Genomic DNA, 26,477 nt, shown 5'->3' with positions numbered 1-26,477 from the left:
TTAATGTAACTGCTTAAGTAAACTGGCGAGACGCGCATTGCCACCGGCAATCGGCGCCCATTGATAGTGCACAACCGGCGTACCGCTGCTTTGCAGATCCAGCGCGAAGCTACGCAGCCCGGCATTGATCACCTGTACACCATCCAGTAAAGGGTTATGCTCAACTGAAGACATGGCGTCCTGATGGCGCGTCAGGCTGATGGCAAGCAGTACAGCCTCTTCGAGAGTCTCCACGACGGCGATACCCTCTGCACGCAGGATGTCAATTTGTTCGCTGCGCCCCTGCGGATCAGCATCGGTGCCCGTCATGGTGGCGATAGTCACCAGTGGCGCGCTCCGCTGGGCGCGAACCTTTTTAATCGCCTCAACAACGGCACCCGCCGGATCAGTACAGGCGCCATAGCCCAGCACCACATCCAGCAGCAGGACTCCCACTTCCGGCATCGCGGCCAGTTTTTCGATTTCAATACTGCGGGTGGTCGGGTCGATCATCGGGTGTGGTCGCCCTAACGTGTAGCTGTCGTCACCAAGATCAACAATGCGATGGCCTTGCGCGTCGAGCATGACGCCTGCGGCGTGGCTTTCACTCACCGGAACGCCCAGCCCGGCAGAGAGCAACATCGCCGCCTCTGCGGCAAGCGTGCCGCCGGCATACAGGCCGTAAATGCCTTTTCCTGCCACTTCTGGTTGTACATTGCGCTGCTGTGCCACGCGCATCAGAAGAACCGCCAGTTGCGCGGCATCAGAGAGCGAATTTGCCAGCCAGACATTTCCGTCACGCCGTTGTTCAGGTTTGTTCCCCAGAAACAGTGCGACCACCGGTTTGCCGACCTTCTGCATCGCGTTGATGATGCGGGTTCTGACCTGCGGCGCAGGGGGTTTGGACACAAACGCGATCACGCGTGTCGCTTCATCTGCCGCAAGCATTTCCAGTGCCGTTAATGCGCTGATGCCGCCAACGTCTGCGCTCAGATCACGACCGCCCAGACCAATGGCATGGCTGATCCCCTGCTGGTGTAGCGCAATTTGTGACGTCACTTCCTGAATACCAGTACCTGACGCCCCAATCACGCCAATTCCCCCTTTCGGCAATACGTTGGCAAAAGCCAGTGGGCTACCGGCAATCATCGCCGTACCGCAGTCGGGTCCCATGACGATCAGTCCCTTCTCACGCGCCAGCGTTTTTAGTTCGACTTCCTGCTCCAGCGGCACGTTATCGGAGAACATCATCACGTTCTTCCCGGCAAGCAGCCCCTCTTGCGCAACAGAAGCCGCATATTCTCCGGCCACCGATACCAACAGCAGATTGGCCTGCGGCAGTTTCTGGCACGCGCTCTCCCAGCGGCGCGCCTTTTGCAGTTGTTGTGAACTGCCAGACGCACTGGCAATAGCGCTCAACTCTTTTTCCAGTTGCTCACGGATAACGTCAAGGATGCCAGGCTGTTCGTGACGGGTTCGCACCGCCACACAGATATCGTTCGGCGTGGCGTTGGCAAAATCGTCATGCCAGAAGCCGGTAGAATCGAGCATGGCTTTATTCGCAGGCGTTCCCATCATGACGGAAACCTGATCGACTTCCGGTCGCTCACTTAATTTGCGGGAAATAATCATCAGGCTGACGGAGTCCTGAAAACTTCCCTTTTTAATAAAGGCGTAAATCATTACCGCTACCTCTTATGTACGTTGTTCTTTCAAAAACAGCATGGCTACCAGGCCAATCCCCAACAAAATGGCGGAAACATAAAAACTGGATGCAAGGCTACCAGTGATGTCACGCGCCGCACCGGCAATAATGGGAGCAAGAATGGAAGAGCTCATGCCGATAAAATTAAATAAACCAAACGCGGTGCTGTAATTGTTTTCATCAACGCTGTCGGCAACCAGCGCAACCAATACCGGGTCCAGTGCCAGTTTGCCGACCAGACCGTAAACACACAGGGCGACAATGACGCCTGTCATATTCGGCATCCAGATAATGGACAGCATACTGAGGATCGCCACCGGGACGAGGAACATAATTAACGGCTTGCGCTTACCCAATTTGTCAGACAGGCTGGAGAATAACAGTGCGCCGGGAATAGAGATCCACGCAACCAGCGAAGAAATAAACCCGGTTTCACTACCGGCAATTCCGCGCTCATTTTGCAGATAATAGGGAAGCCAGGTCAGAATAACGAAGAAACCAAACAGGCTACAGAACACCATAATATAAGTCAGGATGAGATTTCGGTTTTTCAGCAGATCGCTGAAGTTCCCTTTTTTCACCGGCTGGCCTTCGCTATCCGCGGTGCGTTTCTTCTCTTTGACAAACAGCCAAATCGCCACGCCAATCAACACAGACGGAACGGCCATAGCATAAAACGGCATACGCCATGAATGTCCCTGATCGTAGACCAGCCAGCTTGATGACATGAGTCCTAGCGCAATACCAAAGGCCATGCCGCTGTTGATAATTGCGCTGCCCAGCGAGCGGTATTTCTTAGGGATTTGTTCGGATGACAGACCGTATTGCGGGCCGTAATAGGTCCCTTCCCCGGCACCTGTCACTACGCGAGCAAACAGCAACGTATACCAGGTCTTCGCCCAACCAGTAACCGCAGTAAAAACACCAAAAAGAATAAATCCGGGCACAAGGACTTTTTTCTTCCCAATCTTGTCGCCTAAAATACCGGCGGGAACTTGTAATAATGCATAAGAGAAATAAAATACGGAATTAAGAATACCTAATTGTGTGCCCGTTAAACCAAACTCTTTTTCCAGCTCCCCCATCACCGGGTTCAATATTGTCCGGTCGGCATACATAAAAATCCATCCCAGCCAGAACAGGAAAACTGTCACCCACCAGGCTGGAATTCCTTTTTTCCTGGTGACCCCGGTCACTTCATATGATTCAGACATAAGTAATCTCCCGGTAATATTTACCGTTTACCACCTCAGTGCATCTGACGATTGATGAGGCTTGATGTTTTAACTACCCTCACCCTATCGGACCGGTAAATCATTTCGTTTGAGCAACATCACACAAAATCTATTGTTATAAATTCCTGAGGATTAACCTCTTCATCATTAAAAAAAGTCTAATAATCATTTTTTAAATAATTTATAAAAAACAATCGCAATTCATGAGTTATTTTTTCTGGTAAATGAGTTGTCGAATAAGTCACATTATAAAAAATCGGTAACGCTATTTTGACCTCGATATATTTTTCACATTGAGGTCAAAATGAAAAAGAAACTGGTCATTGCGCTGGGTGGTAATGCGTTATTACAGCGGGGAGAAATACTGAGCGCGGAAAATCAACAGCGAAGTATTCAGATTTTTGCGCAGATGGTGGCATCGCTTGCCCGTGATTATCAGTTGGTGATTGTTCACGGTAACGGGCCTCAGGTGGGATTGCTGGCGTTGCAGAATGCAGCGTACACGGACGCTCCCGCCTGGCCGCTGGACATTCTGGTTGCTGAAAGCCAGGGAATGATCGGCGTCGCTATCGCCCAGGCGCTGACGAAAAACGCAGGCAGCACGCCAGTCACAACACTGATGACGCGCGTCGTGGTTGATCCACAGGATGCGGCTTTTACCGCACCGGGCAAGTACATTGGCCCCGTGTACCAGCCAGAGCAACAGGCTGAGCTGGAAAAGCGTTATGGCTGGACAATGAAGGCGGATGGGCAATACATTCGTCGGGTGGTCCCCTCTCCTGTACCACAAGCTATCCTCGACAGCGAGGCAATCCAGACGTTAATGGAAGCGGGGCATACCGTGATCTGCTGTGGCGGCGGTGGCGTGCCGGTGGTCCCACACAAAGAAGGATACCAGGGGGTCGAAGCGGTGATCGATAAAGACCTCACCGCAGCGGTACTGGCAAACGCTATCAATGCCGATCACTTACTGATCCTGACCGATGCCGACGCCGTTTATGAACACTGGGGAACGCCACAGGCACGTGCATTACGACACGTCACGACAGATGAACTGGCACCCTTTGCCGCGCCGGATGGCGCGATGGGACCAAAGGCTGCGGCGGTCATCCAGTTTGTGAAACAGACGGGGAATTGCGCCTTTATCGGCGCGCTCAAGGATGCGCCACAAATTCTGGCTGGCGAAAAAGGGACGTTAGTGAATTGCTAGCAAAGAAGCCACCTGCATTGCAGGTGGCTTTAGCGGAAGAATCAATTAGAAGAAAACGGATTTATGGCATGTCGCTGTCGCAACCACATTTCCTCTCTTAAGCACCATTAATCGCGTAGGCCGATCGAGAATAACATCAGCCACTTTCCTGGTATCCAACAGAACTAAATCAGCATCTTTACCCACTTCAAGGCCATAATTCTTTAACCCCAACGCCCTGGCCGGGTTCGTTGTTAACATAGGGATGACGGTAGCCTGATCGTCAGCGCCGCCCAAATGGCAGGCAGGTAGCGCCAGTTGAGCGATATCCAGCAGATCCCCCGATCCATACGGTGTAAACGCATTGCGGATATTATTCGTCGCCAGGCACACGTTAACCCCTCCATCACGCAATGCCCTGAGCGGAGTCACCGCACGACGTACATTGTATGCATCATTGCGAGCCCCCATATGGAGATCGGTGGCAGGCAGGCACATCACACTGATTCCTGCGCTTCGGATCAAGGCAATAATCTCATCGCGTTTTATGGGAGGGAGTGCCGCCAGACTCGTTAAATGTCCGACACTCACTCGTCCCTGATACCCTTCCTGGATTGTTTTGCGAGCCAAATATTCAATTGTCATATTATCCGCGTTGTCGGCAAAATCCTGGTGAAAATCGAGATCTTTATCGAATTCTTTCGCCAGCTTAAAAACGTAGTCAATATGCTCAGTTGCTGGTATATCGTTATACGGGATCCCCCCGACAACATCAGCGCCTTTCCTCATGGCCTCGGCCATCATATTCTTCATGCCATCAAGTTTTAAAATACCTTCCTGTGGGAAAGCGACAACCTGAATATCGATAATATCTTTAAACTTATCCCGAAGTTCCAGTACCACGTCAAAACCGGTAAATCCCTGCGAGGGGTCGAATTCAGCATGCGCCCGGACATGCGTGCTGCCTGCCTGAACTAACGCACGTAGCACCTGAGTAGAACGTTCAAGAATATCCTCACGCGTAAATGTCGGTTTCAGCGCCGCGGTGACGGCAATCGCTTCTTTCAACGTCCCGGTGCGATTAGCTTTGCGGTTCATAATATAAGCCTTTTCAAGATGTAAATGGCTCTCTACAAATCCGGGAAGCAGGACCTTTCCATTACCTTGCACCTCCTGTTTTGTGGGAACAGTAATAGACGGTGCAATTTCAACGATCTTGCCATTTTTAATCGCAACATCAACCCATGGTGAATTATCTTTAATATTGACCTGACGAAAGATTAAGTCCATGACGCGTTCCTTCTAGACAAAAGATGAGAGAAGCAGAAGTAAAAGAGTACAACCACCGACGTAAGGTAAATTACCGCGTGAAACATTAATAATGGGGACCTGGAATCCATAGGAGAGCGCTTGCATAGTTATATTAACCAGACTTAACTGGCTACCAAACCCAACCCCAATGGCAACCATCCCAATCTGAATTGGGGTAAAACCTAACGCCACGGTTACAGGAAGAACGAGAGTTAAAATAGAACCCACATAGGCGCCCGCCGGAACACCAATTAAAAAACCCGCAAGGACTGCGACGGGAACAACAATGCCTGAGGGGGCACTCTGTACAACGCCTGCAATCGTAGTAAATGCTCCGGTTTCGCCGATAATATTAATAAATGTGAGGAACAAGCCGACAGAGAATAAACGAGTGAGAATATATTGTGAGCCATCAACCATAGCGGCGACAGATTGATTCAGGTCGAGATGGCTGCAAAAGTAAATCAGCGCAATGGTCACGATGGTATAAAGCAAAGGGCCAAACAGTGGCGTGCCAATAAGCTCATTCACCATTGGTCCGGCAATAACTGCAAACAGTAAGAAAATGGCTGGAATAGTCAGACGCCATAATTGAGCATTACTCATGCCCCTCATTTCATCAGTCTCTTCAGTGGTAAACAGTGTCTTACGACGACGAGTACCGATAAAGGCAATGATGATACCAATCGCGCAAAATACCAGCCAATAGGGGCGCATCACTGCGACATACTCACCCACTGGTGTGTGGGATAAGCCAGAGACGATACTCGATTCCAGCGAAGCCGGCGAGGTAGTAAACGACGCTGCCGTTGCAATAGACATCCCCGCGATAACCTGAGGAATAACGCCAACAGCCGCAAATGCCAAAGGAGCAACCACCATGGCACTACCACCACCAATACCGGACATATATGTCGCAGCGGCCTGCAATATCACTATGAACGCACCAATGAACTCGATTCGCCCACCTATTTTACGTCGAACCAGGGTTAATGCCGCTGTATATCCCCCAGCTTTAAATACCGCCGTCGCAACTGCTGAATTTAAGATAGGAACGGTAATAGCTAACATCTTAGGCACGGTATCGAGCATCATTTTACTGGTGCCAGCAATACCAATTTGTCCTAATATCATTGCCGCCACGCCACCCGCCAGCGCGGCAATCAACATATCAACTTGTAAAAACAACAATCCCAGAATAAGAAACAGAGGAATAACTGTTACAATTTTGTAAAACCCAGTGCCGGGCTGACCTTGTGCAATACTGGATAAAAGAAAACACAAGGCTATGGCAATAAAAATGCCAACCGTTTTTTTACTCATATAATCTCCGTTCAAACAATAAAAACGCTAAATATAAGAAGAGCTCGCTAAAGCTTTTTATCCTGTTGAACACTAAAAATTCTAATTTTCGTTCAGCAGCATACTCCTGTATTAAAGACGCATGGATATTGATGATTATCACAAACGGGAATTACATAAAAAATTCACACAATCATCCAGAGATTAAATAAAAACATTAACAAGCGAACGGTGATAACTGAAAAGCCCTAATAATAATTCAATAGTCTTTACGTTCTCACGAACTCAAGAGAATAATAATAATGTGGAATTGTATTGTATTATTATGAATGACCTTATTGGGATGCACATGCCCTGTCACTCATGAAATTGTTGCAGCGCTTATGAGGGGAAGCGAAGGTAAAAAGAATAAAAAAAGCCCCGGTCTAATGACCAGGGCTTCAATGGCTAAAAGAAATTACAGAACGTCAACCGCGTTCAGTTCTTTGAAAGCCTGTTCCAGACGTGCGATCATGGAAGTCTGGCCAGCACGCAGCCATACGCGCGGATCGTAGTATTTCTTGTTCGGCTGATCTTCGCCTTTCGGGTTGCCCAGCTGACCCTGCAGATACGCTTCGTTATCTTTGTAATACTTCAGAACACCTTCCCAGGTTGCCCATTGGGTATCGGTATCGATGTTCATTTTGATTACGCCGTAGCTTACGGAATCTTTGATTTCCTTAGCAGTAGAACCGGAACCACCGTGGAACACAAAGTTCAGGCTGTTGTGCGGCAGGTTGTGTTTCTTAGAAACATAATCCTGAGAATCGCGCAGAATGGTCGGAGTCAGAACCACGTTACCCGGCTTATAAACGCCGTGTACGTTACCGAAGGAAGCAGCGATGGTGAAACGCGGGCTGATTTTGCTCAGTTCAGTGTAAGCGTAATCAACGTCTTCCGGCTGGGTGTACAGTGCAGAAGCGTCCATGTGGCTGTTGTCCACGCCGTCTTCTTCGCCGCCGGTGCAGCCCAGTTCGATTTCCAGGGTCATGCCCATTTTGGACATACGCGCCAGGTATTTGGAGCAGATTTCGATGTTCTCTTCCAGGGACTCTTCAGACAGATCGATCATGTGAGAAGAGAACAGTGGCTTACCGGTTGCCGCGAAGTGTTTTTCACCTGCGTCCAGCAGACCGTCGATCCACGGCAGCAGTTTCTTCGCGCAGTGGTCAGTGTGCAGGATAACCGGAACACCGTAATGCTCAGCCATCTGGTGTACGTGATGCGCACCAGAGATTGCACCCATAATAGCAGCACCCTGAGGAACGTCAGTTTTCACACCTTTACCGGCGATGAACGCAGCGCCACCGTTGGAGAACTGGACGATGACCGGTGCTTTAACTTTTGCAGCAGTTTCCAGAACGGCGTTGATGGAGTCGGTACCCACGCAGTTAACTGCTGGCAGAGCGAAGTTGTTTTCTTTTGCTACCTGGAAAACTTTCTGTACGTCATCACCGGTGATCACGCCAGGTTTTACGAAATCAAAAATTTTAGACATGTTACGAGTCCTGTATCTTCGGCCTTGGAAAGGGGTGCGTGCCACTAAAGCGCGCTGAAAAGTGGGCAGGTTTCCCTGCCCATAAGTGTCTTACTTCTTAGCGCGCTCTTCGAGCATCGCTACAGCAGGCAGAACTTTACCTTCCACGAATTCGAGGAATGCGCCGCCGCCAGTGGAGATGTAGGAGATTTTGTCAGCAATACCGAACAGGTCGATTGCCGCCAGTGTGTCGCCGCCGCCTGCGATAGAGAATGCTTTGCTGTCGGCAATCGCGTTAGCCACGATTTCAGTCCCTTTACGGAAGTTCGGGAATTCAAACACACCAACCGGGCCGTTCCACAGAATGGTTTTCGCATTCTTCAGGATTTCAGCCAGCTGCTGAGCAGAAGCATCGCCGATATCCAGGATCTGCTCGTCTTCTTTCACATCGTTTACCGATTTCAGCGTCGCCGCCGCGGTTTCGGAGAACTCAGTCGCCACGCGAACGTCAGTCGGAACCGGGATATCGCAAGTGGTCAGCAGACGTTTTGCTTCGTCAACCAGGTCAGCTTCGTACAGGGATTTACCCACGTTGTGGCCCTGAGCAGCGACGAAGGTGTTCGCGATGCCGCCGCCGACGATCAGCTGGTCAGCGATTTTAGACAGGGAATCCAGAACGGTCAGTTTGGTAGAGACTTTAGAGCCACCCACGATAGCGACCATCGGGCGAGCCGGTTCTTTCAGCGCTTTACCCAGCGCGTCCAGTTCGGCTGCCAGCAGCGGGCCAGCACACGCTACATCAGCAAATTTGCCGATACCGTGAGTGGAAGCCTGCGCACGGTGGGCAGTACCGAAAGCATCCATGACGAACACGTCGCACAGCGCAGCGTATTTTTTAGACAGCACTTCGTCGTCTTTCTTTTCGCCTTTATTGAAGCGAACGTTTTCCAGAACCACCAGTTCACCCGCCGCCACGTCAACGCCGTCAAGGTAATCTTTTACCAGGCGAACCGGGCTGGACAGTTTGTCTTTCAGGTAGTTAACCACCGGCAGCAGAGAGAATTCTTCGTTGTACTCGCCTTCGGTAGGACGACCCAGGTGAGAAGTGACCATCACTTTAGCACCCTGTTTCAGGGCCAGCTCGATGGTCGGCAGAGAAGCGCGGATACGCGCATCGCTGGTCACTTTCCCTTCTTTAACGGGTACGTTCAGATCCGCACGGATAAAAACACGTTTTCCCGCAAGATCCAGATCGGTCATCTTGATTACAGACATGGTGAATCCTCTCGTTGATTCTTGATAAAGTTTTCAGACGCGTTAAGCATCCTGGTTGAAACCTTTTGCAGCCATCGCTAACGTGGTGTCGAGCATTCTGTTCGCGAAGCCCCATTCATTATCGCACCAGACCAGAGTTTTAATCAGGTGCGCACCACTGACCCGCGTTTGAGTGCCATCAACAATGGCGCTGTGTGGGTCGTGATTAAAATCTACTGAGACCAACGGTAATTCCGTATAGTCAACTATATCATGAAATGCACCTTGTGCCGCTTTTTGCAGCAACTGGTTGACTTCATTAGCTTTAACCGGTTTCTTCACCGTAACACTTAAGTCAATTGCCGTGACGTTGATCGTCGGCACACGCACCGCAATCGCCTCAAAGCGATCGTTGAACTGCGGGAAGATACGGGTGATACCCGCCGCCAGTTTTGTATCGACCGGAATGATCGACTGGCTCGCCGCACGCGTGCGTCGCAGATCGGGATGATACGCATCAATCACCTGCTGATCGTGCATCGCAGAGTGAATTGTCGTCACTGTACCGGACTCAATGCCATAAGCATCATCCAATAATTTGATCACGGGGATAATACAATTCGTGGTACAGGAGGCATTAGAGACTATGCGATGGTCCGCACGCAGTTGATCCTGATTGACGCCAAACACGACAGTGGCATCGAGATCGTTGCTGCCAGGATGTGAAAAGAGCACTTTCTTTGCGCCAGCGGCGATATGCGCCTCGCCGTGTTCGCGATTACCGTAAACGCCCGTACAATCCAGCACGATATCGACGCCAAGCTCTCGCCAGGGCAGCGCGCTAAGCGTGGGCTCATGCAAAATGCGAATCGCGTCGTCGCCGACAATAAGCTGTTCGCGCTCCTGGCGAACATCCCATGCAAAACGTCCATGGCTGGTGTCATACTTCAATAAATGCGCCATGCCTGCGGCATCCGCCAGTTCATTGATTGCCACCACGGTGATTTCCGCCCGACGTCCGGATTCATATAAAGCGCGAACCACATTACGTCCGATGCGACCAAAGCCATTAATCGCTACGCGTACGGTCATAGATCTCCTGCAAGGCTATCCCGATTCAGATGTGGCTGACAGAGTAATCCAGCGCATCGCTGAGGGAAACCTTACCTGTCGCAAACAGCGACTGATTGATTATTTGTCGAACATTTAATCGACTGAAACGCTTCAGCTAGAATAAGCGAAACGGGGAATAAAAGGAATGATTGTCCAGACGATTAAGCCAGCTATATGACCTGCGTCACATTTTACCGCCACCTCACGGCGCTAATTATTCCAGTATGGCGTAATAATCATCACGCCATAACTGGAATAATTTATCATCATGCAAGGCGGTATTCGCCGGAGGCGCTCATCTCCAGCAGCAGGTCGGCAGGTCGGCTTTGGCGCAGTACACGCTCAACGTTCGGTCCGTCCGTGCGAGCATAAAACGCATCGGCATCAGCCTGAGAAAGTCCCCCCGCCAGTTTGCGATTAACCAGTCGGTCTCGCAGTGCATCGGCTGGCGCCCGGATGAACACGGAATAGTCGCAAAACTTCGCCAGCGCCTTCCATCTTTCGTCATCCAGAAGAAGCCAGTTTCCTTCGACGATCACAATCGGTGCCTTCACCGTGATGGCGTCCTCCACAGGATCGTGTTTTTGCCGGTCATATTGTGGCCAATGGCTTTCCCCTTCTCTCACCTGTCGCAGGTTTTGCGCCAGCTTATCGACATCAAAGGTTTCCGGTGCGCCTTTGCGGGCTCGCAGGCCATGGTTATCCAGCCAGGCGTTATAGTGATGAAAACCATCCATTGGTAATGTCTGAATCTCTGGTAGCGCGGGATCCTGACGCGAGAGAAATTCCCAGAAGGTGGTCAGCGTCGATTTCCCCGTACCGGGCGGGGCGCTGAGAAAAACCAGAGTACGGGGTTGCGCCTTTGCAATATGTATTTTTGCCAGTTGCTGTAAAAACGGTTTATGAACGTTCTCGATCTCATCATCCCGGTAACACGCATCAACCGCTAACCCATTAACCATTAATCCGATTTTCACGGTGCTAATTCCTTCAAAATGGCCGTCACCGCCAGCGTCATTGCCGTCTTAACCATCCTGGTAAAACGCACCTCAGACCACGCGGCGAAGTCGGCAAATTTCATCGACTCCAGCGCGCTATATAAGGTCGAATTCCGGGTGATGCTGTTGATGTTGCTGATAAAATCCCAGGTGATGTCATCGGCAAAACCGGGGATCTCATTCTGCTCGTTCAGGTACTGATAAAAATGCGAAAATTGGGTAATGTCGGCGTAGAGCCATTTATCCATCTTTCCCAACGCATAAATCAGACGAAGCGCAACGTCGATATCATCAAGCGGCCCACTCTGGGCGAGTAACGGTTTCACTGCATATTCCACGATCTCGTCATCGTTATCGACAAACAGCGACGGCAGAAAACGCTTAATGCCCTGTAGCAAAATGTGATGTGCCGTGGTCATAAACGAAAGTAGGTTATCCTGAGCATCCAGTTGCTCAAGCACATCGTCTTCTGTCAGCGTCGTCATTCGTCTTCCGATCAATCACCATGAATGCAGAGAGTCTATTATATTACACGTTCGATCCGCGCCGCCGATAAGTAAAGTTTGCGTGCGCACACCGTTCGCAACCTGCTGGATGCCATTAACAAGATCGCCGCCAGTGACCCCTGTCGCGCTAAAGAGGATGTCGTTACCCGCAACCAGTTCGTCAAGCGTATAAACACGGTTAACCTCAACCCCCATTTCAGCACAGCGTCGACGCTCCTGGGAGGCGATGATCCGGTGCGCTTCGCTATCCCCTTTCGCGTCACAAAAATCGATCAATTCTGCCTGCATATCGCCGCCAAGGGCTTTGACCGCACAGGCAGAGATCACCCCTTCCGGCGCACCGCCAATGGTATACATCAGGTCATAGGGGTTGTCCTGCAAACAGGCCAGCACGCTGGCGGCCACGTCGCCGTCAGGCAACGCAAACACTTTCACCCCCAGTTGCATCGCCTCGTGGATAGCCGGGTGATGGCGCGGTTTATCCAACGTCACCATTCGCAGTCGCTCAAGCGGCTTCCCCAGCGCCTGCGCCACATTACGCAAATTCTCACTCAGCGGTAGCGCCAGATTTATCGCCCCTTTCGCCTGCGGGTTAACTACCAGCTTTTTCATATACATATCAGGAGCGTGAAGAAGGCTTCCTCGCGGAGCAAAAGCCATAACCGCCAGCGCATTACTTTGCCCCATTGCAACCATTCGCGTGCCTTCGATGGGATCAACGGCGATATCAACTTCCGGCCCGAGCCCCGTTCCTACCTCCTCGCCGATCCACAACATTGGCGCGTGATCGATTTCACCTTCACCAATCACGATGCGCCCGCGAATCGGTATCTCATTCAGCGCTGTTCGCATCGCCGTAACCGCCAGGCCGTCTATACGATTTTTGTCACCGCAACCGGTTTGCGGCCAGGCAGCCAGCGCTGCCTGTTCCGTAACGCGAAATAGCGGCCATGTCAGAGAGATCATGCCGCCGCCTCCCCGATATCAACACCGAATTGCGCCAGCAGATATCGCTCCGCCTTTTCGTTCCAGATGCCGTGCGTCTCTTCAACCAGACGAGCCAGTTCCCTGAATAACGGATCGGTTTTGCCCTTTTCAGCAAAATCGGCAATCGCAGTCAATGGCATAGTGACGCCGTTATAGATCAGCTTTTTGCCTCCCGGAATATCCGGCAGATTAAGAACCGTATCCGGTACTGCATCAAGACCGCCGATATGGGTCACCATAAACGAAGGCTGCAACTGGCCGGTCGCACTCAGGGCAATGGCCTCTTCCATGTCCTGCGTTGAACCGCCGGATGTCCCGACGATATGCGTACTGTTGTAGTGCACATTGTAAAAATTAAACGGCACTTTAAATCGGCTGTCCGTGGGGCCGGCGAAGAAGTTCAGGCAGCCGTCCTCCGCAAGAAGGTCGTCAGCCAGTTCAACGACAGCAGGCACCGCGGCATAGACAAAAACGTCATCAAACCCGGCATCACCGGTGAACTGGCGAAGCTGAGTCGCGGGAGCCGCCATACCCGAGGTATTCACATAGATAAGCTCGATCCCTTTACGTGCCGCTACTTCAACCGGCAGCAGCTTTTTAGCCTGCGCCAGACGAGCGTCATCAATATCCACCACCACCACACGCGAGGGCTGAATCCCGCCGTTAATGGCATAGTCGATAGCGCCAATCCCCATCGGCCCCGCACAGGCTAAAAGCGCAATATTACCGCCGGGTTTAATCCCCATCCGGTGCTCATAGACATAAGGGGTCGTATGATAATTCGCTTTATAGGCGCCAATAATGCAGCACATCGGTTCCGCCAGAGAGGCGGCAGCAAAATAAGCACCGTGATAGGGTAAAACACAGCCCAGATTAATGGCTATCTCCGGAATAATCATATATGTGGCGTTACCGCCAAAATATTCGTAGCTGTAACCTGCGGAATAACCGCTTGGCAATCCCATCGCCGGTTGTAATACAAAACGCTGACCTTTTTTATATTTACCGGTGAGATTTTTTCCCACCTCGACAATAATGCCAGCGCATTCATGCCCGGTGATTACCGGATGATTTTCCAGATCGTCCGGTACGCGTTTGTGTTCACTGCCCAATGTTGCCGCTTTCCAGGTGGATAAACACACGCTGTCGGATATGACGCTGACTAAAAGCTCATTATCTGTTATCTCAGGCAATTCAAATTCGCGGATACGCACATCCCGCTTGCCATATATTGCAGCCACTTTCGTTTTCATATTTACTCCAGAAAACCTAATTCGACGTCAAATGATTAAATAAATCGTCCAGCAGCGGATCCCCGATATAGTTCTTAATGAGAACCAAAGGTTGCTCACTAATGCGCTTAACACGGCCTTCAAGACTCGCGTGGGTCACAATAATATCGGCATCGTCCGGTACATTTTCGATTGCGTAATGCTTAACATCGACTGACAGACCCGCCTTTTCGAGACGCTTCCGGAAGGTGGTGGCCCCCATCGCACTCGATCCCATTCCTGCATCACAAACGAAGGCAATACGTTTCACATCACGATAGGAAAACTTACCTTCCTGCTTCATGGCTTTGACCGTTTTAGCCGAATCACCAAAGGTATCTTCGGTTTCCGCTTCGCCCTTTTTTTCCATCTTCAGGATGAAAGAGGTAATAACAAACGTCACCAGCGTGCCCGCCGCTACGCCTGCAATGGTCGCCATGAAAGAGCCTTTGGGCGTTAATGCCAGATAAGCGAAAATCGACCCCGGGCTAGGACCGGCAACCAGTCCGCCGCCAAGCAGGTTAAACACCCACGTTCCGCTCATACCGCCGGCAATCATGCCAATCAGGGTCAGCGGCTTCATCAGCACATACGGGAAATACAGCTCATGGATCCCGCCCAGGAAATGGATAATCATCGCCCCTGGCGCAGAGCGCTTCGCCATTCCCGTACCAAAGAAGGTAAACGCCAGCAATAACCCCAGACCCGGACCCGGATTCGAGGCCACCATAAAGAAGATGGACTTTCCTGTCTCAGACGCCTGCTGCATTCCCAGTGGATAGTAGACCCCCTGATCGATCGCGTTATTCAGAAAGAGGATTTTCGCCGGTTCATTAATCAGTGACAGCAGCGGCAGATAACCCGCATGCACTAACGACTCAATACACTCTTTCACAAAATTGTTGGCAATCAGCACCGCCGGGCCAATCACTTCAAATCCCAGCAGACACAGAATCATCCCGGCAATGCCCAGCGAGAAGTTATTTACAACCATCTCGAAACCAGCCGGGATGCGCTTGTCCAGGAGTCGATCAATGTGTTTAATCACCCACCCGCCAAGCGGTCCCATGATCATTGAACCGAGGAACATCGGGATATCCGCGCCAACAATGACCCCAATCGTTCCGATTCCACCCATTACCGCACCACGCTTGCCGCCCACCAGATGTCCACCGGTTGAACCAATCATTACAGGCAATAAGTAGGTAATCATGGGGCCAACAATTTTGGCGAAATGCTCATTGGGCATCCATCCTGTCGGAATAAATAACGCAGTAATAAAACCCCAGGCAATAAAAGCGCCGATATTAGGGATGACCATTGCAGTCAAAAAGCCCCCAAAAGCCTGGACCTTTGCACGAGCAGACTTGTGTTCCATAAAAATATCCTGTAGAGGAGAAAATAATTATGCGCTGGCAATAATATCCGCAAGCTGTTTTTCTGAGTTAGCGGCTAATAATGCCGCCAGGTTTTCCTCTTCACATAATAGTTCGCTTAATGCCTGGATAGCGCCGATATGTGAATCGGCATTTGCTGCCGATAAACCGATTAATAATTTTACGGGTTCATCGACTTCAACAAAATGGACTTCTTGTTTGAGTAGCGTTAATGACATTCCCGTTTTTAGCGCGCCATATTCCGGGCGTGCATGTGGCATTGCCACACCGGGAGCCAGAATATAATAAGGGCCATTATTGACAGTGGAATCTTTAATGGCCTGAATATAATTCGCAGTGATATAGTGATGAGAAAGCAGCGACGCCATTGAAAAATCAATTGCCTCCTGCCAGTTCTTTGCTGCCGGTTTTATTGAAATAGATGACGCCGGAAAATAATCAATTAACCGCATATACGATCCTTATTTTAATTTTAGGGTACAACGTATCGTCAGAAACAAAATACTCGTGCGGTGAAATTAAAGCAATTGAGGGGAAAAAGCGGGCATTCAAAATCCAGGATTTTGCAAAGCGTTTAAAAACAATCAATTAATAATGATTGTATAAAAAGCAACAGTATATTTGTGATGGTTATTGCAAATATAGAAAATAGTTAATTATTCATTTTGTGATGGACATCGACAAAAACACCTTGTTCTGACGAAAATAATTAATCCCGAGATGAAAACGGGCCGCTAAAGCGACCCGTTTTGTACCGTAATGGGAATTACAGCAGTGCTTTCGCTTTCGCCACAACGTTGTCGACGGTGAAGCCGAACTCTTCGAACAGCAGTTCTGCCGGAGCAGATTCACCGAAGGTGGTCATGCCGACGATCGCGCCGTTCAGACCCACGTATTTGAACCAGTAATCCGCGATACCGGCTTCCACAGCGACGCGAGCGGTCACCGCTTTCGGCAGTACGGATTCACGGTAAGCGGCATCCTGCTTGTCGAACGCGTCAGTAGACGGCATGGAGACCACGCGCGCTTTCACGCCTTCGGCAGTCAGTTTTTCCCATGCAGCCACCGCCAGTTCAACTTCAGAACCGGTCGCGATGAAGATCAGTTCAGGCTGGCCTGCACAATCTTTCAGGACATAGCCACCGCGCGCGATGTTTGCCAGTTGCTCTTCAGTACGTTCCTGCTGCGCCAGATTCTGACGGGAGAGGATCAGCGCGGTAGGACCGTCCTGACGCTCAACACCGTATTTCCACGCCACGGCGGATTCAACCTGGTCACACGGACGCCATGTGCTCATATTTGGTGTCACACGCAGTGAAGCCACCTGTTCTACTGGCTGGTGAGTCGGACCGTCTTCGCCCAGACCAATGGAGTCGTGGGTATAAACCATCACCTGACGCTGTTTCATCAGCGCAGCCATACGCACCGCGTTACGGGCATATTCCACGAACATCAGGAAGGTTGAGGTGTATGGCAGGAAACCACCGTGCAGAGAAATACCGTTAGCGATCGCGGTCATACCGAATTCACGTACGCCGTAATGGATGTAGTTACCGGCAGTATCTTCGTTGATGGCTTTCGAACCCGACCACAGGGTCAGGTTAGACGGCGCGAGGTCTGCAGAACCGCCGAGGAACTCAGGCAACAGCGGGCCGAAAGCTTCGATAGCGTTCTGAGACGCTTTACGGCTGGCGATTTTTGCCGGATTAGCCTGCAGCTTAGCGATAAACTCTTTCGCTTTCGCGTCGAAATCAGCCGGCATTTCACCTTTCATACGACGGGTGAATTCTGCGGCTTCCTGCGGGAACGCTTTCGCGTAAGCAGCGAATTTCTCATTCCAGGCAGACTCTTTCGCCTGGCCTGCTTCTTTCGCATCCCACTGAGCATAGATTTCAGACGGGATTTCAAACGGCGCGTATTTCCAGCCCAGTTTTTCTCGGGTCAGAGCGATCTCTGCATCGCCCAGCGGCGCACCGTGGGAGTCATGAGTACCCGCTTTGTTCGGGGAACCGAAGCCGATGATGGTTTTGCACATCAGCAGGGACGGCTTGTCAGTGACGGCACGCGCTTCTTCTACTGCACGTTTGATCGCGTCAGCATCGTGACCATCCACACCACGCACCACGTGCCAGCCGTAGGCTTCGAAACGTTTAGCGGTATCATCAGTGAACCAGCCTTCAACGTGACCATCGATTGAGATACCGTTGTCATCGTAGAATGCAACCAGTTTGCCCAGCTTCAGCGTACCGGCGAGAGAACATACCTCGTGAGAAATACCTTCCATCATGCAACCATCACCCATGAACGCGTAGGTGTAGTGGTTTACGATGTCATGACCTGGACGGTTGAACTGCGCGGCCAGCGTTTTTTCAGCGATAGCCATACCGACGGCGTTAGCAATACCCTGACCCAGCGGGCCGGTCGTGGTTTCTACACCTGCGGTGTAACCCACTTCCGGGTGACCCGGCGTTTTGGAGTGCAACTGACGGAAGTTCTGCAGTTCAGACATCGGCAGATCGTAGCCGGTGAGGTGCAGCAGGCTATAAATCAGCATGGAGCCGTGGCCGTTGGACAGCACAAAGCGATCGCGATCGGCCCAGGACGGGTTAGTCGGGTTGTGGTTCAGGAAATCACGCCACAGGACTTCGGCAATGTCAGCCATGCCCATAGGGGCGCCCGGGTGACCGGATTTGGCTTTCTGTACTGCGTCCATGCTCAGCGCACGAATAGCATTGGCAAGCTCTTTACGTGAGGACATTTTGACTCCAGATCGGATGATGAAGGCCATGCCCGTAACGACTTGACGACAGCGCGTTTTGGGCTACGCCGGAAAAAAGTGCCAACAATGTAACCCAAGCCGCGTGTCATGTACATGGAGCATCCTTTTGCCGCTTCAGAAATCTCTGGATCATGCTCGCATGTTGCGCAATCTGCTCGCCCGCTTGTTGTTCTTTTCTTTATACTTAGCCCGGGCGCTGATTAATCTGCATAAGGCGCACTTTTAGAACAATCCTCATTTCGTGTGGAAGAAAAAACATGAAGATTCGCGCGTTACTGCTTGCTATGGGTATGGCGACGGTGCTGACCGGTTGCCAGAATATGAACTCCAATGGACTACTCTCTTCAGGCGCTGAAGCTTTTCAGGCCTACAGCCTGAGCGATGCTCAGGTCGTCGCGTTAAGCAACCAGGCCTGCACGGAAATGGATGGTAAAGCGACCATCGCACCCGCCAGCAGTGAGTATGCGAAACGCCTGAGTAAAATCGCCACGGCGCTTGGCGATAACATCAACGGACAGGCGGTAAACTACAAGGTCTATATGGCAAAAGACGTCAATGCCTTCGCGATGGCGAACGGCTGCATCCGCGTCTATAGCGGCCTGATGGACATGATGACAGATAACGAAGTTGAAGCAGTGATTGGTCATGAGATGGGCCACGTCGCACTCGGCCACGTGAAGAAAGGCATGCAGGTAGCGCTGGGAACGAACGCCGTTCGCGCCGCCGCCGCATCGGCAGGCGGGATTGTCGGCAGCCTGTCACAGTCTCAGCTCGGCGATCTGGGTGAGAAGCTGGTGAACTCCCAATTCTCCCAGCGTCAGGAATCGGAAGCTGATGATTACTCGTACGATCTGTTGCGCAAACGCGGTATCAGTCCGGCAGGTCTTGCCACCAGCTTCGAAAAACTGGCCAAACTGGAAAAAGGTCGCCAAAGCTCCATGTTTGACGATCACCCGGCTTCCGCCGAACGCGCGCAGCATATTCGCGATCGCATGAGCGCAGACGGGATCAAGTAACCATTGAACAGTGCCGGATGACGGCGTGAACGCCTTATCCGGCCTACAGAGCAACAAATTTAGTCCGGTGATCGGGCGTTATTGGCGAAATGGTAGGCCGGATAAGATGCGTTAGCATCGCCATCCGGCACTTAGCCCGTTACTCGCCTTTCTTCGCCGCCTGGATATAGAGCATCTCCAGTGCCAGCGTTGCCGCCGCCAGCGCGGTAATCTCAGACTGATCGTAAGCCGGAGCCACTTCGACCACATCCATCCCGACGATGTTCAGATCTTTCAGACCACGTACCAGCTTGATCGCGCGATCGGAAGTCAGACCACCAATCACCGGCGTACCAGTGCCTGGTGCAAACGCCGGATCCAGGCAGTCGATATCAAAGGTCAGGTACACAGGCATATCACCGACTATCTGCTTCACCTGCGCGATGATGTCATCAACACTGCGATCGTTTACCTGGCATGCATCCAGCACAGTGAAGCCATTGTCTTTATCGAACTCCGTGCGAATACCAATCTGTACAGAGTGATTCGGGTCGATCAGACCTTCGTTTGGCGCAGTATAGAACATGGTGCCATGATCAAATTCGCAGCCATTCGCATAAGTATCGGTATGAGCGTCAAAGTGAACCAGCGCCATTTTGCCAAAGTGTTTCGCGTGCGCACGCAGCAGCGGGAGGGTGACGAAGTGGTCGCCGCCAAAGGAGAGCATGCGCTTACCGGCAGAAAGCAGTTTCTCAGCATGCGCCTGTAATTTTTCACTCATCTCACGCGCGTCGCCAAAGGCGTATACCAGATCGCCGCAGTCCACCACGTTCAGGCGCTCGCGCATATCGAAGTTCCACGGGAAGCGGTTGTGCTCCCAGGCCAGGTTAGTGGAAACCTGACGGATCGCCGCCGGACCATGACGACCGCCCGCACGGCCAGACGTTGCCATATCAAACGGCACGCCGGTGATCACCCAGTCAGCGTCGCTGTCGTAAGGCATGAAGTTCATCGGCAGACGCAAAAAACCAAATGCGTTAGATACCAGGGAGTTATCGTATTGATGACCTAAGGTGCTCATGGCAAAAACCTCATATTCGTCGATATAAAAAAACCCTCCCGCGTCGTTAGGCCCGACGAGAAAGGGTTTGATTCGTAAACACACTAATTAGCTAAATTATCGCTGCTTAATTGCCCAGGTTCAAGTCGCCCAGGCATCAGCTATTACTCGTCTTCGAGATAGGTATATCCGTACAGGCCTGCTTCAAACTCTTCGAGGAACTGCTGTTGCAGCGCATCGTCAAGCCCGGTCTGTTTTACCTGATCGCGGAAGTGCGTCAGCAAGGTATTCGGATCCAACTGCACGTATTGCAGCATATCCGCCACGGTATCCCCTTCGTCAGACAGCTCAATTTCCACGCTGCCGTCCGGGAAGACAAACACGTCAACCGCTTCGGTGTCACCGAACAGGTTATGCATGTTGCCGAGGATCTCCTGATACGCGCCAACCATGAAGAAACCGAGCATCGGCGGGTTTTCAGGGTCGTATTCCGGCATCGGCATGGTGGTCGCGATACCGTCGCCATCAATGTAGTGATCGATAGCGCCGTCAGAATCACAGGTAATGTCCAGTAAGACCGCACGACGCTCAGGCACCTGATCCAGCCCTTCCAGCGGCAGAACCGGGAACAACTGATCGATCCCCCACGCATCCGGCATCGACTGGAACAGCGAGAAATTGACGTACATTTTGTCCGCCATACGCTCCTGCAATTCATCAATGATCGGGCGGTGCGCACGGTTTTGCGGATCCAGTTGTTTCTGCACTTCGTGGCACATGCTCAGGTAAAGCTGTTCCGCCCACGCGCGTTCCTGCAGACTGAACGTACCGGATGAGTAACCGATATGAATGTCGTGCAGATCCATCTGGCTGTCGTGTAACCACTCGCGCAGCGAACGACGGGTACCCGGTTCGTGCATCTCCTGCCAGGTTTCCCACATGCTTTGCAGGGCACGCGGCGCGTCGTCAGCAGGAGCGACAGGCACGGTGTACTCATTACGCTCGACGCCGATGATGTTAGACACCAGCACCGTATGGTGTGCGGTTACGGCACGACCAGACTCGGTGATCACCGTCGGATGCGGGAGACCGTTCTCTTCACAGGCATCGCCAATCGCCCAGATGATGTTGTTGGCGTATTCATTCAGACCGTAGTTCACCGAGCAGTCCGACTGCGAGCGGGTTCCTTCGTAGTCCACGCCCAGACCGCCGCCCACGTCAAAGCACTGGATGTTCACGCCCAGCTTATGCAGCTCAACATAGAAACGGGCGGATTCACGTACGCCGGTGGCGATGTCGCGAATGTTCGCCATTTGCGAACCGAGGTGGAAATGCAGCAGTTGCAGACTGTCCAGACGCCCGGCGTCGCGCAGCGTTTCCACCAGTTGCAGAACCTGCGTTGCCGCCAGACCGAATTTGGATTTCTCGCCGCCGGAAGACTGCCATTTACCGGAGCCTTGCGACGCCAGACGCGCACGCACGCCCAGACGCGGAATGACGTTCAGACGTTCAGCTTCGTCCAGCACAATAGCGATTTCCGACATCTTCTCGATCACCAGATAGACCTTGTGGCCCATCTTCTCGCCAATCAATGCCAGACGGATATATTCGCGATCTTTATAGCCGTTACACACAATCACAGAGCGGGTCATACCGGCATGCGCCAGCACCGCCATCAGCTCCGCCTTGGAACCGGCTTCCAGTCCCAGCGGTTCGCCAGAATGGATTAAGGATTCGATCACGCGACGATGCTGGTTCACCTTGATGGGATAAACCAGGAAATAGTCACCGTTATAGCCATACGACTCACGCGCACGTTTAAATGCGGCGTTAATGGAACGCAGGCGGTGTTGCAGGATCTGCGGGAAGCAGAACAGCGCGGGCAAGCGTTGCCCCTGCGCTTCGCGTGCTTTCACCAGTTTGGCGAGATCGACGCGCGCTTGGGGTACGTCAGGATCCGGGCACACGCTGATGTGGCCCAGTTCGTTGACGTCATAGTAGTTATTGCCCCACCAGGCAATATTGTAAGTACGCAGCATCTTGCTGGCTTCCTGGGAGCTCATTGCAACCTCCTGCATGGAGCGTAGTACACCCTGTTCGCCTGCTGACGAAGGCGAACCCAAAGACATGTCGTCAGACATAGCGAACCTCAAATTTTAGTAACAAGTGTAAAACAGTTGACTACTATCGCAATCCGAAGAGGCGATAACAACCCATAAACAGTCGGATTTTCCAGCACATAGTGCTGATACTCCGCCTGCGCGACTGGTTTCTTTTTCATATCATTATAAAACACGCAACCGAACTTACGTTTGACGGTTCGGCGAAACCACGAGAAAACTCTTGTTTGCACAAGAGCGCCCTTGTTCAGTCCTCAGTGCCTGTTACCGGCTCTGGAGTCCTGAGAAGCGCCGAAATGGGTATAACATCGGCAGGTATGCAAAGCAGAGATGCAGATTGCGGGGGACATGCGCACACCAGAACGGTGCGACAAATTCAGCAGAATACAACGGTTCATTATTTCGTATCACCTCCACGGTCGCTCCTCCCGGAACAAACCCATAAGCCAACGCTAACGTTTTAACCCGGCTGGAAGTGGCAACACGAAGAAAACGTCGTGTGCTTTTTGTATGAGCCGCGTGCCGCGTTTTATACCGGGATGAAGGCCAAAAAGCAAAATATAAATGCGCAGAACGTCAGCATTATCTGTAAAAATTTTTGCGCGTGTTTTCAACACAGTGAGAGCTGATTCAAAAAAAACTGGAAATCGGGTGAAGAAGTAACCTAAAATAGCCATCCAGATGTTAATCCATCCATACTGATTAACACTCAGACTGCCAGTGTCACTAACCTGCAGGCCTTGGTAGAATGCTCTGCTTTGGCGATCCCACACGACAGTTTGAGCTAACCAAATTCTCCTTAGGTGAAATAAAACATGGCAAAACACCTTTTTACGTCCGAGTCCGTATCAGAAGGGCATCCTGACAAAATCGCTGACCAAATCTCTGATGCCGTACTGGATGCCATCCTGGAACAGGATCCGAAAGCGCGCGTCGCGTGTGAAACCTACGTGAAGACCGGCATGGTGTTGGTTGGCGGTGAAATCACCACCAGCGCATGGGTTGATATCGAAGAGATCACCCGTAACACCGTGCGCGAAATTGGTTATGTACATTCCGACATGGGCTTTGATGCCAACTCTTGTGCGGTGCTGAGTGCCATTGGTAAACAGTCCCCGGATATCAACCAGGGCGTTGACCGCGCCGATCCGCTGGAACAAGGCGCGGGCGACCAGGGCCTGATGTTTGGCTATGCCACAAATGAAACCGACGTGCTGATGCCAGCGCCTGTCACCTACGCACACCGTCTGGTGCAGCGTCAGGCAGAAGTGCGTAAAAACGGCACGCTGCCGTGGCTGCGTCCGGATGCGAAAAGTCAGGTCACCTTCCAGTACGACGACGGCAAAATTGTCGGCATTGACGCAGTCGTGCTCTCCACACAGCATGCTGAGGATATCGATCAGAAATCCCTGCAGGAAGCAGTGATGGAAGAGATCATCAAGCCGGTGCTGCCAACGGAATGGCTGACCTCCGCGACGAAGTTCTTCATCAACCCGACCGGTCGTTTTGTTATCGGCGGCCCGATGGGTGACTGTGGTCTGACCGGTCGTAAGATCATCGTTGATACCTACGGCGGCATGGCACGTCACGGTGGCGGCGCGTTCTCTGGTAAAGATCCATCAAAAGTTGACCGTTCCGCTGCCTACGCGGCGCGTTACGTCGCGAAAAACATCGTTGCCGCAGGCCTGGCTGACCGCTGTGAAATTCAGGTTTCTTATGCGATCGGCGTGGCTGAACCGACATCCATTATGGTGGAAACCTTCGGGACGGAGAAAGTCCCTTCCGAGCAACTGACTCTGTTGGTTCGCGAGTTCTTCGATCTGCGTCCTTATGGCCTGATTCAGATGCTGGATCTGCTGCACCCCATCTACAAAGAGACTGCGGCTTACGGTCACTTTGGTCGCGAACATTTCCCATGGGAAAAAACCGACAAAGCGCAGGTTCTGCGTGATGCAGCCGGTTTGAAATAATCGACTGACATCGGTTTCTAAGGCCAGCCTCGCGCTGGCCTTTTTTATTTGTCCCCACTCAACATCCCACAATAGCTCATCAACTGAAACCGTTTACACCGCATTTTTACTGTATCAGTTTCAGATTAATCGCTTTGCACGTTCTGCATTCATCTGCTGTTACATTTTATTTCAGTTAACTCTGAATCATGAGCAAATGCGCTCTATATCAATATAACTACTCTATAATTTTCAATTGATTAATAGACATGCGGAGAAAATGTCAGTGTAACCGATTACACTAACGTGATAACAATCACATCTTTTTGTGATGCCGTCACCTACCCTAATTATCAACAAAACTAATAACCCAACCGGAGGGCATAATGCCTGACAATAAAAAACAGGGGCGTTCAAACAAAGCCATGACATTTTTTGTCTGCTTCCTTGCAGCCCTGGCAGGATTACTTTTTGGCCTGGATATCGGCGTTATCGCGGGTGCGTTACCCTTCATCACCGATGAGTTCCAGATTTCTGCACACACCCAGGAATGGGTGGTCAGCTCCATGATGTTCGGTGCGGCGGTCGGCGCCGTGGGCAGTGGCTGGCTCTCCTTCAGGCTCGGGCGCAAGAAAAGCCTGATGATCGGCGCGATTTTGTTTGTCGCAGGCTCGCTGTTTTCCGCCGCGGCGCCAAACGTCGAAGTATTGATCCTTTCTCGTGTCTTGTTGGGTCTGGCTGTGGGCGTCGCCTCTTACACTGCGCCGCTGTATCTGTCCGAGATCGCGCCAGAGAAAATCCGTGGCAGCATGATCTCCATGTACCAGTTGATGATCACCATCGGGATCCTCGGCGCCTATCTTTCCGATACCGCCTTCAGCTACAGCGGCGCGTGGCGCTGGATGCTGGGTGTGATTATCATCCCGGCGATTCTGCTGCTGATAGGCGTGTTCTTTTTGCCGGACAGCCCGCGCTGGTTCGCCGCGAAACGCCGCTTTGTCGATGCCGAACGCGTGTTGCTGCGCCTGCGCGATACCAGCGCGGAAGCGAAACGTGAGTTAGATGAGATCCGCGAAAGTCTGCAGGTAAAACAGAGCGGCTGGACGCTGTTTAAAGAGAACAGCAACTTCCGCCGTGCGGTATTCCTGGGCGTGCTTTTACAGGTGATGCAACAATTCACCGGGATGAACGTCATCATGTACTACGCGCCGAAAATCTTTGAGATGGCGGGTTATACCAACACTTCTGAGCAGATGTGGGGCACCGTGATTGTCGGTTTGACTAACGTGCTCGCCACCTTCATTGCAATCGGTCTGGTTGACCGTTGGGGCCGTAAACCGACGCTGACGCTGGGCTTTCTGGTGATGGCCTCCGGAATGGGGATTCTGGGAACGATGATGCACGTCGGTATTCATTCAGCGTCCGCACAATACTTCGCTATCGCCATGCTGCTGATGTTTATCGTCGGTTTTGCCATGAGCGCAGGTCCGCTGATTTGGGTGCTGTGTTCTGAAATCCAGCCGCTGAAAGGCCGCGATTTTGGCATCACCTGCTCGACCGCCACCAACTGGATCGCCAACATGATCGTCGGCGCGACGTTCCTGACCATGCTGCAAAACCTGGGCAATGCTAACACCTTCTGGGTCTACGCCGGTCTGAACGTGCTGTTTATTCTGCTGACGCTGTGGCTGGTGCCGGAAACCAAGCACGTCTCGCTGGAACATATTGAACGTAACCTGATGAAAGGCCGCAAACTGCGCGAAATCGGCGCACACGATTAATCTTCGCTAAGCGTCCTCTGTGGAGGACGC

The 26,477-nt window shown here is 51.8% G+C and carries 23 protein-coding genes; 4 read left to right on the top strand and 19 right to left on the bottom strand.

Annotation, left to right across the window (positions count from 1 at the left end):
- The gene (locus tag WB371_RS01695; RefSeq protein ID WP_336218394.1) at positions 1-1,662 is read right to left on the bottom strand and encodes an acyl-CoA synthetase FdrA; all 1,662 of its coding nucleotides are present in this window, start codon (positions 1,660-1,662) and stop codon (positions 1-3) included.
- 12 nt (positions 1,663-1,674) lie between these two features.
- A complete protein-coding gene (locus WB371_RS01690) occupies positions 1,675-2,898 on the bottom strand; it encodes an MFS transporter (RefSeq protein ID WP_336218393.1) in 1,224 nt (407 codons plus the stop codon).
- A 325-nt stretch (positions 2,899-3,223) separates the two neighbouring features.
- On the opposite strand from WB371_RS01690, the gene WB371_RS01685 reads away from it, so the two are divergent.
- A complete protein-coding gene (locus tag WB371_RS01685; protein ID WP_336218392.1) occupies positions 3,224-4,129 on the top strand; it encodes a carbamate kinase in 906 nt (301 codons plus the stop codon).
- Positions 4,130-4,174: 45 nt separating this feature from the next.
- Here WB371_RS01685 and WB371_RS01680 read toward each other — a convergent pair whose 3' ends face one another.
- From WB371_RS01680 to tkt, 12 genes are all read right to left on the bottom strand, one after another.
- Positions 4,175-5,398, bottom strand: a complete 1,224-nt coding sequence (locus WB371_RS01680) for an amidohydrolase family protein (RefSeq protein WP_336218391.1) — start codon at positions 5,396-5,398, stop codon at positions 4,175-4,177.
- A gap of 12 nt (positions 5,399-5,410) precedes the next feature.
- Positions 5,411-6,742 carry a hypothetical protein gene (locus WB371_RS01675; RefSeq protein WP_336218390.1) on the bottom strand — a complete coding sequence of 444 codons (1,332 nt, stop codon included), beginning with the start codon at positions 6,740-6,742 and terminating at the stop codon, positions 5,411-5,413.
- Between the two features lie 436 nt (positions 6,743-7,178).
- On the bottom strand, positions 7,179-8,258 hold the full coding sequence (gene fbaA, locus WB371_RS01670) for a class II fructose-bisphosphate aldolase (RefSeq protein ID WP_336218389.1): 1,080 nt from the start codon (positions 8,256-8,258) through the stop codon (positions 7,179-7,181).
- A 90-nt stretch (positions 8,259-8,348) separates the two neighbouring features.
- Positions 8,349-9,512 (bottom strand): phosphoglycerate kinase, encoded by a 1,164-nt coding sequence (pgk, locus tag WB371_RS01665; RefSeq protein WP_336218388.1) that lies wholly within the window; start codon positions 9,510-9,512, stop codon positions 8,349-8,351.
- Positions 9,513-9,554: 42 nt separating this feature from the next.
- Complete coding sequence (gene epd, locus WB371_RS01660) at positions 9,555-10,583, bottom strand: erythrose-4-phosphate dehydrogenase (RefSeq protein WP_336218387.1); 1,029 nt, start codon at positions 10,581-10,583, stop codon at positions 9,555-9,557.
- A 287-nt stretch (positions 10,584-10,870) separates the two neighbouring features.
- Positions 10,871-11,581 (bottom strand): nucleoside/nucleotide kinase family protein, encoded by a 711-nt coding sequence (locus WB371_RS01655; protein ID WP_336218386.1) that lies wholly within the window; start codon positions 11,579-11,581, stop codon positions 10,871-10,873.
- Positions 11,578-12,087, bottom strand: coding sequence for an MltR family transcriptional regulator (locus WB371_RS01650; RefSeq protein WP_336218385.1), 510 nt, complete (start codon positions 12,085-12,087; stop codon positions 11,578-11,580). Before WB371_RS01650 ends, WB371_RS01655 begins: the two co-directional genes overlap by 4 nt.
- A 15-nt stretch (positions 12,088-12,102) precedes the next feature.
- Positions 12,103-13,074: a class II fructose-bisphosphatase gene (glpX, locus tag WB371_RS01645; RefSeq protein WP_336218384.1), complete on the bottom strand. Its 972-nt coding sequence runs from the start codon at positions 13,072-13,074 to the stop codon at positions 12,103-12,105.
- Complete coding sequence (locus WB371_RS01640) at positions 13,071-14,348, bottom strand: zinc-binding dehydrogenase (RefSeq protein ID WP_336218383.1); 1,278 nt, start codon at positions 14,346-14,348, stop codon at positions 13,071-13,073. The genes glpX and WB371_RS01640 overlap by 4 nt, the downstream gene beginning before the upstream one ends.
- A 16-nt stretch (positions 14,349-14,364) precedes the next feature.
- On the bottom strand, positions 14,365-15,744 hold the full coding sequence (locus WB371_RS01635) for a PTS mannitol transporter subunit IICB (RefSeq protein ID WP_336218382.1): 1,380 nt from the start codon (positions 15,742-15,744) through the stop codon (positions 14,365-14,367).
- A 27-nt stretch (positions 15,745-15,771) separates the two neighbouring features.
- The gene (gene cmtB, locus WB371_RS01630; protein ID WP_336218381.1) at positions 15,772-16,215 is read right to left on the bottom strand and encodes a PTS mannitol transporter subunit IIA; all 444 of its coding nucleotides are present in this window, start codon (positions 16,213-16,215) and stop codon (positions 15,772-15,774) included.
- A 314-nt stretch (positions 16,216-16,529) separates the two neighbouring features.
- The gene (gene tkt / locus WB371_RS01625) at positions 16,530-18,521 is read right to left on the bottom strand and encodes a transketolase (protein WP_336218380.1); all 1,992 of its coding nucleotides are present in this window, start codon (positions 18,519-18,521) and stop codon (positions 16,530-16,532) included.
- Between the two features lie 278 nt (positions 18,522-18,799).
- Between tkt and WB371_RS01620 the strand changes: the two genes are divergently transcribed.
- Positions 18,800-19,558, top strand: a complete 759-nt coding sequence (locus tag WB371_RS01620) for a M48 family metallopeptidase (RefSeq protein WP_336218379.1) — start codon at positions 18,800-18,802, stop codon at positions 19,556-19,558.
- Positions 19,559-19,697: 139 nt separating this feature from the next.
- Here the strand turns inward: WB371_RS01620 and speB are convergent, their stop codons facing one another.
- The 5 genes from speB to WB371_RS01595 form a co-directional block, all read right to left on the bottom strand.
- Positions 19,698-20,618, bottom strand: coding sequence for an agmatinase (gene speB, locus WB371_RS01615; protein WP_003027056.1), 921 nt, complete (start codon positions 20,616-20,618; stop codon positions 19,698-19,700).
- 143 nt (positions 20,619-20,761) lie between these two features.
- On the bottom strand, positions 20,762-22,738 hold the full coding sequence (gene speA, locus WB371_RS01610; protein WP_336218378.1) for a biosynthetic arginine decarboxylase: 1,977 nt from the start codon (positions 22,736-22,738) through the stop codon (positions 20,762-20,764).
- Between the two features lie 8 nt (positions 22,739-22,746).
- Positions 22,747-22,878 (bottom strand): acid stress response protein YqgB, encoded by a 132-nt coding sequence (gene yqgB, locus WB371_RS01605; protein WP_336218615.1) that lies wholly within the window; start codon positions 22,876-22,878, stop codon positions 22,747-22,749.
- A gap of 93 nt (positions 22,879-22,971) precedes the next feature.
- Positions 22,972-23,115 carry a hypothetical protein gene (locus WB371_RS01600; protein ID WP_336218377.1) on the bottom strand — a complete coding sequence of 48 codons (144 nt, stop codon included), beginning with the start codon at positions 23,113-23,115 and terminating at the stop codon, positions 22,972-22,974.
- A 54-nt stretch (positions 23,116-23,169) separates the two neighbouring features.
- The gene (locus WB371_RS01595) at positions 23,170-23,394 is read right to left on the bottom strand and encodes a hypothetical protein (RefSeq protein WP_336218376.1); all 225 of its coding nucleotides are present in this window, start codon (positions 23,392-23,394) and stop codon (positions 23,170-23,172) included.
- 138 nt (positions 23,395-23,532) lie between these two features.
- On the opposite strand from WB371_RS01595, the gene metK reads away from it, so the two are divergent.
- Positions 23,533-24,687 (top strand): methionine adenosyltransferase, encoded by a 1,155-nt coding sequence (gene metK, locus WB371_RS01590; RefSeq protein WP_336218375.1) that lies wholly within the window; start codon positions 23,533-23,535, stop codon positions 24,685-24,687.
- 365 nt (positions 24,688-25,052) lie between these two features.
- Complete coding sequence (gene galP / locus WB371_RS01585; RefSeq protein ID WP_336218374.1) at positions 25,053-26,447, top strand: galactose/proton symporter; 1,395 nt, start codon at positions 25,053-25,055, stop codon at positions 26,445-26,447.
- Positions 26,448-26,477: the final 30 nt, after the last annotated feature.

Origin of the sequence: Citrobacter amalonaticus (assembly GCF_037053465.1) — a bacterium.
Lineage (GTDB): Bacteria > Pseudomonadota > Gammaproteobacteria > Enterobacterales > Enterobacteriaceae > Citrobacter_A > Citrobacter_A amalonaticus_H.
The sequence above is the reverse complement of the archived record's forward strand: the minus strand, read 5'-3'. Positions and strand labels throughout refer to the sequence as shown.

Excerpts from the sequence above, each read along its gene's own strand:
- WB371_RS01620 (WP_336218379.1), top strand. The coding sequence starts at position 18,800 with ATGAAGATTCGCGCGTTACTGCTTGCTATGGGTATGGCGACGGTGCTG.
- galP (WP_336218374.1), top strand. The coding sequence starts at position 25,053 with ATGCCTGACAATAAAAAACAGGGGCGTTCAAACAAAGCCATGACATTT.
- WB371_RS01680 (WP_336218391.1), bottom strand. The coding sequence starts at position 5,398 with ATGGACTTAATCTTTCGTCAGGTCAATATTAAAGATAATTCACCATGG.
- metK (WP_336218375.1), top strand. The coding sequence starts at position 23,533 with ATGGCAAAACACCTTTTTACGTCCGAGTCCGTATCAGAAGGGCATCCT.
- WB371_RS01690 (WP_336218393.1), bottom strand. The coding sequence starts at position 2,898 with ATGTCTGAATCATATGAAGTGACCGGGGTCACCAGGAAAAAAGGAATT.
- WB371_RS01640 (WP_336218383.1), bottom strand. The coding sequence starts at position 14,348 with ATGAAAACGAAAGTGGCTGCAATATATGGCAAGCGGGATGTGCGTATC.
- tkt (WP_336218380.1), bottom strand. The coding sequence starts at position 18,521 with ATGTCCTCACGTAAAGAGCTTGCCAATGCTATTCGTGCGCTGAGCATG.
- glpX (WP_336218384.1), bottom strand. The coding sequence starts at position 13,074 with ATGATCTCTCTGACATGGCCGCTATTTCGCGTTACGGAACAGGCAGCG.
- WB371_RS01635 (WP_336218382.1), bottom strand. The coding sequence starts at position 15,744 with ATGGAACACAAGTCTGCTCGTGCAAAGGTCCAGGCTTTTGGGGGCTTT.
- WB371_RS01595 (WP_336218376.1), bottom strand. The coding sequence starts at position 23,394 with ATGGCTATTTTAGGTTACTTCTTCACCCGATTTCCAGTTTTTTTTGAA.
- epd (WP_336218387.1), bottom strand. The coding sequence starts at position 10,583 with ATGACCGTACGCGTAGCGATTAATGGCTTTGGTCGCATCGGACGTAAT.
- speB (WP_003027056.1), bottom strand. The coding sequence starts at position 20,618 with ATGAGCACCTTAGGTCATCAATACGATAACTCCCTGGTATCTAACGCA.
- WB371_RS01675 (WP_336218390.1), bottom strand. The coding sequence starts at position 6,742 with ATGAGTAAAAAAACGGTTGGCATTTTTATTGCCATAGCCTTGTGTTTT.
- yqgB (WP_336218615.1), bottom strand. The coding sequence starts at position 22,878 with ATGAAAAAGAAACCAGTCGCGCAGGCGGAGTATCAGCACTATGTGCTG.
- speA (WP_336218378.1), bottom strand. The coding sequence starts at position 22,738 with ATGTCTGACGACATGTCTTTGGGTTCGCCTTCGTCAGCAGGCGAACAG.
- WB371_RS01685 (WP_336218392.1), top strand. The coding sequence starts at position 3,224 with ATGAAAAAGAAACTGGTCATTGCGCTGGGTGGTAATGCGTTATTACAG.
- cmtB (WP_336218381.1), bottom strand. The coding sequence starts at position 16,215 with ATGCGGTTAATTGATTATTTTCCGGCGTCATCTATTTCAATAAAACCG.
- pgk (WP_336218388.1), bottom strand. The coding sequence starts at position 9,512 with ATGTCTGTAATCAAGATGACCGATCTGGATCTTGCGGGAAAACGTGTT.
- WB371_RS01650 (WP_336218385.1), bottom strand. The coding sequence starts at position 12,087 with ATGACGACGCTGACAGAAGACGATGTGCTTGAGCAACTGGATGCTCAG.
- fbaA (WP_336218389.1), bottom strand. The coding sequence starts at position 8,258 with ATGTCTAAAATTTTTGATTTCGTAAAACCTGGCGTGATCACCGGTGAT.
- WB371_RS01600 (WP_336218377.1), bottom strand. The coding sequence starts at position 23,115 with ATGAACCGTTGTATTCTGCTGAATTTGTCGCACCGTTCTGGTGTGCGC.
- WB371_RS01695 (WP_336218394.1), bottom strand. The coding sequence starts at position 1,662 with ATGATTTACGCCTTTATTAAAAAGGGAAGTTTTCAGGACTCCGTCAGC.